Source organism: Nocardia brasiliensis ATCC 700358, assembly GCF_000250675.2.
Taxonomy (GTDB): domain Bacteria; phylum Actinomycetota; class Actinomycetes; order Mycobacteriales; family Mycobacteriaceae; genus Nocardia; species Nocardia brasiliensis_B.
Genome location: NC_018681.1, coordinates 1,000,634 through 1,012,064 on the forward strand (window position 1 = coordinate 1,000,634; position 11,431 = coordinate 1,012,064).

Annotated in this window: 4 protein-coding genes; all 4 read left to right on the top strand. The window is 69.5% G+C overall.

The window, feature by feature from the left end; translation table 11 throughout:
- Positions 1-20: 20 nt before the first annotated feature.
- The 4 genes from O3I_RS04405 to nbtC are packed head-to-tail and all read left to right on the top strand — an operon-like array spanning position 21 to position 11,402.
- Positions 21-6,161: a non-ribosomal peptide synthetase gene (locus O3I_RS04405; protein WP_014981688.1), complete on the top strand. Its 6,141-nt coding sequence runs from the start codon at positions 21-23 to the stop codon at positions 6,159-6,161.
- A 36-nt stretch (positions 6,162-6,197) separates the two neighbouring features.
- The gene (locus O3I_RS04410; protein ID WP_014981689.1) at positions 6,198-6,962 is read left to right on the top strand and encodes a thioesterase II family protein; all 765 of its coding nucleotides are present in this window, start codon (positions 6,198-6,200) and stop codon (positions 6,960-6,962) included.
- Positions 6,959-8,284 carry a polyketide synthase gene (locus tag O3I_RS04415; RefSeq protein ID WP_014981690.1) on the top strand — a complete coding sequence of 442 codons (1,326 nt, stop codon included), beginning with the start codon at positions 6,959-6,961 and terminating at the stop codon, positions 8,282-8,284. Before O3I_RS04410 ends, O3I_RS04415 begins: the two co-directional genes overlap by 4 nt.
- Positions 8,277-11,402 (top strand): nocobactin polyketide synthase NbtC, encoded by a 3,126-nt coding sequence (gene nbtC / locus O3I_RS04420; RefSeq protein ID WP_014981691.1) that lies wholly within the window; start codon positions 8,277-8,279, stop codon positions 11,400-11,402. The genes O3I_RS04415 and nbtC overlap by 8 nt, the downstream gene beginning before the upstream one ends.
- Positions 11,403-11,431 lie beyond the last annotated feature (29 nt).

Genomic DNA, 11,431 nt, shown 5'->3' on the forward strand with positions numbered 1-11,431 from the left:
AAAAGATTGGTTTGACGTAGATGCGATCGCTGGAAGACCTGCAGGAAGCGATGCGGGCCAGGCTCGCCGCCGAGGGCCTGGCGGGCACTCCTACCGTGCCGCAGCGCCGGGATCCGTCCCGCGCGGCCATGTCCTTCGGCCAACGCTATGTGTGGGCGCACCAGCAGATCTCGCCGGACAGCACCGCGTACAACCTGTGCCTGGCGCTGACCTTCGAGGGCGAGGTCGTCGACGACGCGCTGCGGCAAGCCTTTCTGGCCCTGGTGCAGCGGCACGAGGTGCTGCGCACCACCTATCACAATGACGAGCACGGCAACCCGTATCAGCGCATTCATCCCGAACTCGCGCCCCGCGTCCGCGAATTCGACCTGACCGGTCTCGCGGCCGACGAGGCGCAGCGCACCCTCGACGCTCGGGTCGCCGCGGCCGCGCACGAGACCTTCGACCTGTCGAACGAGTCGTGCATGCGGCTCGATTTCGTGCGGGTCGACGCGCGCAGGCTGGTCGTCATCGTCGTGATCCAGCACATCGCCTGGGACGGCATGACTTTGCCCGCGCTCTCGAAGGACGTCGAGCGGTTCTATCGCGAGGCGCTGACCGGCGCGCTCACCGTCGAGCCGCTGCGCCGCCAGGTCGCCGACTTCGCGGAGTGGGAGCAGGACCGCTTCGAGACCGCCGATCACCGCGCGGACAGTGAGTTCTGGGCGAGCCGCTTCGACGGCGAGGTGCCCGAGTTGCCGCTGCCGTACAACCGGCGTCCCGCGCTGGTCACCGAAACCGGTAGCCGGCTCGACCGCCTGCTCGGTGCGGCGGCGGACGCCAACCTGCGTACCCTCAGCGCGGCGCTGCGCACGACGCCGTTCGCGGTCTTCCTCGCCGCGTATTACGTTGCGCTGCGCCAGGTTACCGGACAAGCCGACATCGTGATCGGTACCACCGTCGCCAACCGCGAAGAATCCGGCATGGAACTGCTGATCGGCAATTTCAGCAATATGCTGCCGCTGCGGCTGAACCCGCTGGGGGAGGGCGCGGGTCCGGCCGGCACCTTCGCCGAGCTGGTCGGCTATGTGCGTGCGGTGACCACGGAAGCGTTCCGGCACAAGAACTTCCCGCAGGAGGGCGTGGTGCGCGCGGTCAACCGCGCGACCGGCAACGTGGGCTCCGCGCTGTTCGACACCATGGTGCTGTTCCTGGATCAGCAGATCGATGGACCACAGCTGCCCGGCGCGGTCACCAGCTGGCAGCTGGCCGACCACGGCGCGTCGCTGCTGCCGATCGCCGTGGAGGCCTTCCTGCACAGCGACCGGGTCGACGTGCAGATCACCTATCGGACCGATCTTTTCGACGAGTCGACGATCGAACGGCTGCACGACTACATCGATCAGACGCTGGCCGCTGCCGCGGCGGACCGCCGGGTGGACGAGTTGCTCGTGCTCAGCGCGGCCGATCGCGCCGCGGTGCAGAGCTGGTCGCGGGGTGGTGCGGTGCCGATCGCGGCGGACAGCGTCGACGCGATGATTCGTGAATCCGCGCGGCGGTACCCCGATCGGGTCGCGGTGATCTTCGGTGAGCTGGAACTGACCTACACCGAATTCGACGCGCGGGTGAACCGTTTCGCCCGGCGACTGCTCGAACGCGGTGTGCGCGCGGGCGATCGGGTCGGCGTCTTCGCCGAGCGCAGCGAATGGCTGCCGGTGGTGTTCGCGGCGGTGCTGCGCACCGGCGCCGTCTACGTTCCGATCGATCCGAGCTACCCTGCCGATCGGATCGAGTTCATGCTCAGCGACGCGGAACCCGCCCTACTGGTTCGCTCGGCCCGCCCGGAACGCCTGCTCGACCCGGAATGCGTTGCGGGAGTGCCGGTCCTGGACCTCGCCGACGAGTCGGAACGCGCGGCCGCGGCGCGCCTCGATGACAGCGCGATCCGGCCCGACGAACTCGAGCGCCCGATCCATCCCCTCGACGCCGCCTACCTGCTGTACACCTCGGGCACCACCGGCAGGCCCAAGGGCGTGGTGAACCACCACCGCGGTGTCGTCAACCACGTCCAGTGGATGCGCGACTACCTGGGTTTCGGCGCGGAACGCATCCTGCAGAAGGCGCCGATCGGCTTCGACGTCTCGGTCTTCGAACTGGTCAACGCGCTCTGCACCGGCTCGGCCACGGTGCTGCCGCCGCCGGATTGGTGGCAGGCCGACGTGGAGGCGCTGGCCGGCATCATCGATCGGCACCAGATCACCCAGATCTCGTTGGTGCCCAGCGTGACCCGGGCCTTCCTCGACGCCGAGCCCGATCCGGCCCGGTTGCAGTCCATGCGCTTCGTCTACCTCGGGGGCGAGGCGGTACCGCCGCCGCTGGTGGAGGAGGCGAGCCGGGTGTTCGGCGGTACGGTCCTGGGCCTCTACGGGCCGACCGAGGCCGCCATGGACCTGATGCACGAGAACTTCGCGGGCGCGCTGGCAAAGCCCGCGGAGTTCCGGTCGGCACTGATCGGCCAACCGGAATGGAATTCGACGGTCTACGTGCTCGATGATCGGCTGCGCCAGGTGCCGCCCGGGGTGACCGGCGAATTGTATTTGGGCGGAGTGCAACTCGCCCAGGGCTACCACCATCGATCCGATCTGAGTGCGGCGACCTTCGTCGCCTGCCCGTTCGCCGACGAGCCCGGCGCGCGGATGTACCGCACCGGCGACGTGGTGCGCTGGCATCCCAGCGGCAGTATGGAGTACCTCGGCCGGATCGACGACCAGGTCAAGGTGCGCGGTCATCGCATCGAACTCGGCGAGGTCGGCTCCGTGCTGCGCCAGGTGCCGGGCATCGCCGCGGCCGCGGCGATCGCGATCAACCGCGACAGCGACGCGGCCCTGGTCGCCTACTACGTGCCCGAGGCCGGATCGGCGTTCGAGTCCGGCACCGAGGCCGAGAATGCCGGGGGCATCCGGGTTTTCCTGGCCGATCGGCTGCCCGAATACATGATCCCCACGGCGCTGGTGAAATTGGCGGCGCTGCCGCTCACCGCGAACGGAAAGCTGGACCGCAAGGCGCTTCCGGTGCCGGATCTCGGCGGCGACACCGGTCGCGGACGGGCGCTGCGTGATCCGGCCGAGCAGGCGGTCGCCGAGGTGATCCGGCAGGTGCTCGGCCTCACCGCGCAGGTCGAGCTGGCCGCCGACGATGATTTCCTGGCGCTCGGCGGCGATTCCATCAGCGCGATCCGGATGGCATCGGCGCTCAAGAAGCGTGGCCTGCTGATCAGCACCAGCGCGCTGTTCGCGGCGCGCACCATCGCGCTCATCGCCGCCGCCACCGCGCCGATCGATCTGTCGACCGCGCCCGCGCTGGTCGAATCCGGTGACGGCACCGGCTGGATTCCGCTCAACCCGATCGCGACCCTGCTGATCGAACAGAGCACCGACTACGCCGCCTACAGCCAGGCGACGGCCGTGGTGACCCCCGTGGGCAGCACGCTCGAGCGGCTGGGCGCGATGCTCGACGGGCTGGTCGACCGGCATCCGCTGCTACGCGCCCGCCTGGCGGCCGGACCGGACGGCCGAACCGCTTACTACGTGCCGCGCGTGGACGAGCCGTTTACCCGGCCCAGCCTGCACGACATCGAAATCGACGGTGCCGCATGGGCATCGAGCGCGTCCGAGGTGCTGAACGAGCAGCTGCGCCGCATCGCCGAGGGCCTGGATCCCGCGGCGGGCCGGATGGTCGGTGCGGCCTGGGTGCACACCGACGATCGCACCGCCGGACGCTTGCTGCTGGTGTTGCACCACCTCGTGGTCGACGGTGTCTCGTGGCGCGTCATCCACGAGGACCTGCGCAGACTCTGGGCGGGCGAAGAACTTTCGGCAGCCGACCTGGGTACCTCGGTGCAGGCCTGGAACACCGGCCTGGTCCAGCTGGCCCAGGCCGACTCGGTGGTCGAGACGTTGCCGTGGTGGCAGGCGATCGCGGACAGTGCCGATCCGCTGCTCGGCGATCGCGCGTTCGATGCCGCCGTGGACACCGTGGCGACGGTGCGCGAGGTCACCGCGGAGCTGGACACCGCCGACACGCACTACCTGATGACCACCGCGGCGCAGGCCTTCGGCTGCGACTTCCTGGACATCCAGGTGGCCGCGCTCGCCGTGGCGACCCGGCGGTTCCGGCAGGTTCGCGAGCGGGACGCCGACTCGGTCAAGCTCACCATGGAGCGGCACGGTCGCGTCGAAACCCTGTTCGCCGGAGTCGATCTCGCGAATGCCGTCGGCTGGTTCACCACCGCCTATCCGGTCGCGCTCACCGTCGCGGCCGAGCCGGACATGGTCGGTGCGGTCAAGGCCGTCAAGGAGCAACTGCGCGCGGTACCCGATTCCGGCATCGGCTGGGGTCTGCTGCGGCGGCTCAACACCGACACCGCACCGCAACTGGCCGCCGCCGCGGTGCCGCAGCTCAGCTTCAACTACATGGGCCGGTTCGCCGTTCCCGACGCGGCGGGCCAGGTCGAGGAATGGGACGCCGCACCGGAATTCGGATATCTGGGCGGCCATGCCGATGCGACCATGCCCGCGCCCGCGCTGCTCGACATCAACACCGTCGCGTTGCTGGACAACGACGATCCGGTGCTGCGGGCGTCGTTCCGGTACCCGTCGGGCCCGCTGTCCGAGCAGGACGTTCGGGAACTGGCCGATCTGTGGACCGGCGCACTGCGCGAGCTGGCGAAGACCGTGCGCGAGGATCCCACGCGACGCTTGACCCCGAGTGACGTACTCGCCCGCGACGTGACGCAGCTCGATCTCGACCGCTGGCAGTCGCTCTACGGCCGCTACGCCGACGTGTATCCCCTTGCGCCCCTGCAGGCCGGGCTGTATTTCACGGCGATCAGCAGCGCGGGCCGCGACGCCTACACGGTGCAGACCACCATCACCGTGCGCGGCACGCTCGACGTGGCGCGACTGACCCGTTCGCTGAACAACGTGCTGAATCGGTATCCGAATCTGCGCGTCGCCATTTCGGTCTCGCATGCCGGGCAGCCGTACGCCGTCGTGGCCGAGCGGATGGAATTCCTGGTCGAGGAGGTCGATTTCGCGTCGAAGCCGGACGCCCAACAGCGCCTGCTGGAATTCCTCGACGCGGATCAGGCGGGCGTGTTCGACCTGTCGCGCGGTCCGTTGATGCGGGCGACGGTGGTGCATCTGCCTGCGGGCGAGCACATGCTGGTGCTCGCCTCGCACCACATCCTCACCGACGGCTGGTCCGGTCAGCTGCTGCCGCGCGAGATCTTCGCGGACTACGCCAGCGGCGGCACCGCCGAACCCCTGGGCAACCCCGCCACTTTCGCCGAGTTCCTGCGGCTCACCGAGGACCGCGAACAGGCGACCGAGGCCGTGTGGAACGAGTACCTGGCCGGCGTGCAGCCCTGCGTGGTCGCGCCGAACCGAGTGCCAGGAGGCTCGAAAGTGCCGGTGGCGCATCGCTTCCCGGTCGACGCCGCGGTTGCCGACGCGCTGACCGAGCTGGCCGCGACGGTCGGCACGACCTTCAGCGCGGTCTGCCAGCTGGCCTGGGCCAACGTGCTGCGCCACGTGACCGGCGGCGACGCAGCGGTTTTCGGCGAGGTGGTGTCGGGCCGTCCGGCCGATCTGGACGAGGTCGACAATGCGATCGGCTGCTTCGTGAACACCGTTCCGGTCGCCATCGAGCTACCCGCCGGGCAGAGCTGGCGGGACCGGCTCACCGACGTGCAGCGCCGCCGGGCCGAGCTCATGGAATTCCAGCAGTACCGCCTCACCTCGGCGAACCGGGCCGCGGGCGCGCGCAGGCTGTTCGACAGCATGTTCGTGTTCCAGTCCTATCCGTCGGGCCGTGACGAACTGGTGCGGCTGCTCGGCGCGGAGCAACTGGAGCTGGTGTCGTTCGAAGGCCGCGGCGCCACCGACAACGCGCTGCTGATCATGATCTTCCCCGCGGACCTGCTGTTCCCCGGTGAACCCCTTCAGGTCGTCGTCTTCTACGCCGAGGACTCCTTCGACGACAACGACGTTCAGATCATCGAGTCCGCTTTCATCAACACCCTGCGCGCCATCGCCGAGGACGCCGATCGCCGCATCGGCGACACCGAGGTCCTCGACGACTCGGACCTGGGGATGTTGGTCATGCGACGGATGTGGCAGTGACGCACCGCATTGCGGTGCCAGGCAGGAGATCAGGTAATGGCTAGTACACCGGGCTGGATCCGAAAGTTTCACAAACCGCGGTCCGCGGACAACCCACCACTGGTGATCTGTCCGCACGCGGGCGGCGGCGCCTCGACGTACCGGCCCTTCTCCAAGGCCCTGAGCGCGAATTTCGATGTGGTGCTGCTGCAATACCCCGGCCGCCAGGATCGGGCGCAGGAGCCGGTGCGCGAGACCATCCAGGAGACCGCCGCGGACGCGTTCGAGGAATTCGCGCGGTCGCCGTTCAACCGGGGCGTGCCCATCACCATCTTCGGCCACAGCATGGGCACCATGGTCGCCTTCGAATTCGCCCGGCTGGCCGACGCCGCGGGCGTACCCGTCCGGCTGCTCGGCGTCTCCGGCGCCTGCGCGCCGTGGCAGGTCGCCGATATGCCACCGCACCCGACCGAGGACGACGAACTGCTCGATCACGTGGGCGGGCTACAGGGCACCGGCGCCGACCTGCTGGCCAACCGCGAGCTGATGCGTATGGCGTTGCCCGCGTTGAAGGGCGACTACCGCGCGTTCGACGCCTACACCTGCGGTAAGGATGTCACCGTCGGCACCGGCATCCACGTGATGGGTGGCAGCGAGGACGAGTTCGTCGGTATCGGCGATCTGTTCGCCTGGCAGCAGCACACCGAGCAGAAACTGGCGGTGACGATGTTCGACGGCGGGCACTTCTATCTCAACGATCATGTCGAGGGCATCGCGGAAATCCTGTCCGCCGAGCTGGTTTCGGCGGAGGCGACCCGATGAGCGCACAGCGGATCGACGACCCGATCGTCGTGGCGGGCATGGCGGTAGAGGCGCCGGGCGGTATCGACACCCTGCCGGCGTACTGGTCCGCGCTGGCCGGATCACGCGATCTGATCGGCCCGTTTCCGCGGGACCGGTCCTGGCCGATCGAGCAGCTGATGGCCGCGGCCGGCACCGACGGCTGGAGCCAGGTGCGCGACGCGGGCGGGTTCCTCGACGGCGCGGCCGAATTCGATCCGATGTTCTTCGGCATCACGCCGCGCGAAGCCGTGGCGATGGATCCGCAGCAGCGGGTGGCGCTTCGGGTGGCGTGGCGGGCGCTGGAGAACGCGGGCATCAACCCGGCGAGCCTGGCCGGTGCGGAAATCGGTTGCTACATGGGCGCTTCTTACACCGAGTACGGTCCGCGCGGCGACGAGGCCAACGAGCACACCGGATATCGGGCGACCGGCGCGGCCCTGGGCGCGGTGGCCGGACGGATCTCGCACGCCCTCGGACTGTCCGGTCCGTCGATGACGGTGGACACCGCATGTGCGTCGTCGCTGTCCGCGGTACACCTCGCGGCGTCGGCGATCCGCAACGGGGAATGCGACTGGGCGCTGGCCGGCGGTGTCTGCGTGATGGGCTCGCTCGCCGGTTTCTTCGAATTCGCCAAGGCCAACGCGCTCTCCACGGACGGGCAGTGCAAACCGTATTCGGCGGACGCCCTGGGCACACTGTGGGGTGAGGGCGCGGGTGTCGTTGTCCTGGAACGTGAATCGCGTGCCGAAGAGCTGGGACATCGGGTCTACGGACGGATCCTCGCCACTCGGGTGAACCACAACGGCGCGGGCGCACCCATCGCGGTGCCCAGCGCGGCCGCGCAGGCGCAGCTGATCGCGAAAACGGTGCGTGCCGCCGGTATCCCGGCGGAACTGGTGGGCATGATCGAGGGACACGGCACCGGCACGGCGGTCGGCGATCCACTCGAATTGACCGCGCTGGCACAGGTTTACGGTGCGGCGAACAACGGCGACAATCGTCCGCTACTCGGTTCGGTCAAATCGAACCTCGGCCACGCGCAGGCCGCCGCGGGCATGCTCGGCCTGATCAAGGTGCTGCTGAGCGGACTGCACGGGCAGATCGCCCCGACCAGGCACACGGAAAACCCGACCACACAGCTGGATTGGGCGCAGTCGGGGCTGCGCCTGGCCGAGCGGTTGGCGGACTGGGCGCCGCACGACGGCGTGCGCTACGCCGCCGTCTCGTCATTCGGCGTCGCGGGCACGAACGCGCACGCGGTCATCGCGATGCCCGTGCTGGAGGAGGAGATCCATGTCTAGCCATCGCCTGCCGGACGGCAGCATCCCGGTGCTGCTGTCCTCGGACGCGCCGGACTCGTTGCGCCGCGAAGCCGCCGCCATCCTGTCCTACCTCGAGGCACATCCCGCGGTGGGCCCGGATCAGGTGGCCGACATGCTGTTCCGGACCCGGGTGGCGCGGCGGTGTCGCGCGCTGGCCATGGTCACCGAGCGCGTCGAATTGGTCGAGGCGTTGCGCGCGGTCGCGGCGGGCGAGCCGCACGCGGCCGTGATCGCGACCGGGAGTGCGGCCAAGGCCCGCAAGATCGGCTACATCTTCCCGGGACAGGGCAGTCAGTACGCGGGCATGGGCCGGATGTTCTATGAGAACTCGCCCGCCTACCGCGCCGCGGTGGACGAGGCGGAGGCGGTCTTCCAGGACCTGTTCGAGCTGTCGCCGCGGTCCTACCTGCTCGCCGAATCGGAGCCGGGTCACAACCTGCTACGTATCGTGCAGCCCGCGCTGTTCATGCAGATGGTCGGCCTCGCGGCGATGTGGCGGGCGGCCGGAGTGGTCCCGGGCGTCACCGTCGGGCACAGCCAGGGTGAACTCGCCGCCGGTGTGGTGTCCGGCGTGATCACGCTGGCCGACGCCGTGCGTGTGGTGACGCTGCGCGGTGGTCTCGTGGACACGATCGCCAAACAGGAAGACCGCGAAGACAAGTACTCGATGGCCGTCGTCGGCGTCGATCGCGAGGAATGCGAGGCCATCCTGGCGCGGCACTCCGGCTGGGCCGAGCTGTCGGTGATCAACTCCCCGCACGTGCTCGCCATCGGCGGTGAGCGCCGGACGGTCGCGCAGGTGGTCGCCGATCTGACCGCGGAAGGCAAGTTCGCCAAGGAGATTCGTGTCGGCTACCCGGCGCACACCTCCGTGGTGACCGAGTTCCGGGACAGCTTCCTGGACGACTCGCTGGCCGCCAAACTGGACCGCCCGGAGTTCACCGCGACCGAGATCGAATGTATCGGTTCCACTTTGGGCACGGCGATCACACCCGATCTGCCGGTGGGCGACTACTGGTACTGGAACCTGCGCAACCGGGTCCGGTTCGATCTGGCGATCGCGCTGGCGGCCGAACGGGGCGTCGACACCTACCTCGAAATCGCGGACCACCCGGCGCTTTTCCTCGCGGTGCAGGAGAACCTGAGCACCGTCGCGCAGCAGCGTGACTTCCAGACGATCGGCACCTCGCGCCGGACGGCCACCGATCTGCGCGAGTTCACCCGCAACCTCGGACTCGTCGCGGTGAGCGACCTCGGCTACGACTGGTCCGCGCTGCGCACCGATTCGGCGGGCGCGCCGCGGCTCCCGCTGCTCGACTTCCCGAACACACAGATGAACCCGAAGCACCTGTGGGCGGCCTACGACCACACGGCGGTGCGGACCGCAGCGCCGGACGTCGTTGCTACCGCGCCGAGTTCCGCCGGAACCGAACAGCGCACCGTGCCCGCCCAGCGCATCGTCGAGCAGTGGGTGCGTTTGCGCAGCCGGGCACTGGTGCCGCCGCGCACCATGGCGGTGCTCGAGCACGGTGGTCGCAGCGCCGAACTGGTCGCGGCGCTGCGGGACGCCGCCGCGCTGCACGGGGTGACGATCGTCGATCCCGCGGCGGCCACGCACAGTGCCGGAACGGCTTTCGATACCGCGGTCGTCGTGCTGCCGGAACTCGATGACCCGACGACCGAAGCCGCGGTGGCCGAACTCGCCGAGTTCCTGGGCGATCGCGCGCGGTTGCCCAGGCTCGACGGCGTGCGGGATGTGTGGCTGGTGACCGTCGGCGGGGAGCAGGTGCTCGAGGCCGATGTGCCGAATCTGTTCCACGCCGCCGCCCAGGCCGGGTTCCGGTGCCTGGCCGCTGATCACCTCGGTGTCTCGTTCCGGCACGTGGATCTCGCTCCCGGTCTGCCGCTGCCGGACTCGGCCAAGGCGCTCATGGTGGCGCTGCACACCGCACGGGAGCCGGAGCTGGCCCTGCGCGAGGGCGGCGTCTACGCGAAACGGCTCGTCGCCGAAGATGTTTCGACCGTGCCGTCACTCGGCGCGGACGACGTGCGTGAGGTCGTGATCGTCGGCGGCACCGGCAAACTCGGGCTGGACTTCTGCGAGCGCTTCGCCCGCGACGGCGCCGGGCGGATCACCTTGCTGAGCAGGTCGGGCGGTACCGCCGAGGCGCTCGCGCGGATCGAACAGATCCGACAGCTCGGTGCCACCGAGGTGGTCGTGCGGCGCTGCGATGTCACCGACGCGGCGGCGGTGCGCGCGCTGGCCGACGAATACCGTTCGACGCCGGCGGATTTGATCGTGCACGCGGCGGTCGACTATGTCGCGGCCGCCGAGCTCACGCCGGCGTCGGTGCGCGCGGCCGCGGCGCCGAAGGTCGGCGCGCTCGAGCATCTGGTCCAGCATTTCCCGCGCACGTCGAACGGCCGTGTCGTGCTGTGCTCGTCGCTGTCGGCCACCATCGGCGGTCGCGGCCACATGGCGTACGCCGCGGTGAACCGCATGCTCGACGCGGCTGCGGCGCGCTACCGCAGTCAGGGCATCGCGAGCACGTCGGTGCAGTGGGGTCTGTGGCGCGCGGTCGGCGCGGATCAGGCGGATGCGCTGGCGGCGATCAGCGGCACCGGCCTGCGGCCGATGGAACCCGCGAGCGCGATCGCCGCGGGCCTCACCACGCGCGCGGAGAACGTCATCATCGCGACCGCCGATTGGGACCGGCTCGCTACCTTGTTCTCCGCCTTCGGATTCGACCCGTTGTTCAGCACGCTGGATCTGGGCGACTTCCCGGCGGAGCAGGGTGAAGCACCGGCCGATCCGGTCCCGGTGCCCGCGCCCGTGGCCCCCGAGCCCCGGACTGCGGCCGTTCCGGTAACCGCCCCGAACACCGCCGAGCAGGTGCGGTTCGCGCTGCGCGCGGTGATGGGCATGGACACCACCGAGACCATCGACGGGTCCGTGCCGCTCGTCGCCCTCGGGCTGGATTCGTTGCAGGCGTTGGACTTACGCAAGCGCATCGAAGTCGAACTACAGCGTGAGCTGCCGGTCACCGCGATACTGGGCGGCGCGTCCCTCGACGAGGTGGTGACATTGCTCGGCTGATCGCCCGGCTCGGGCAGGTAGACAACGGG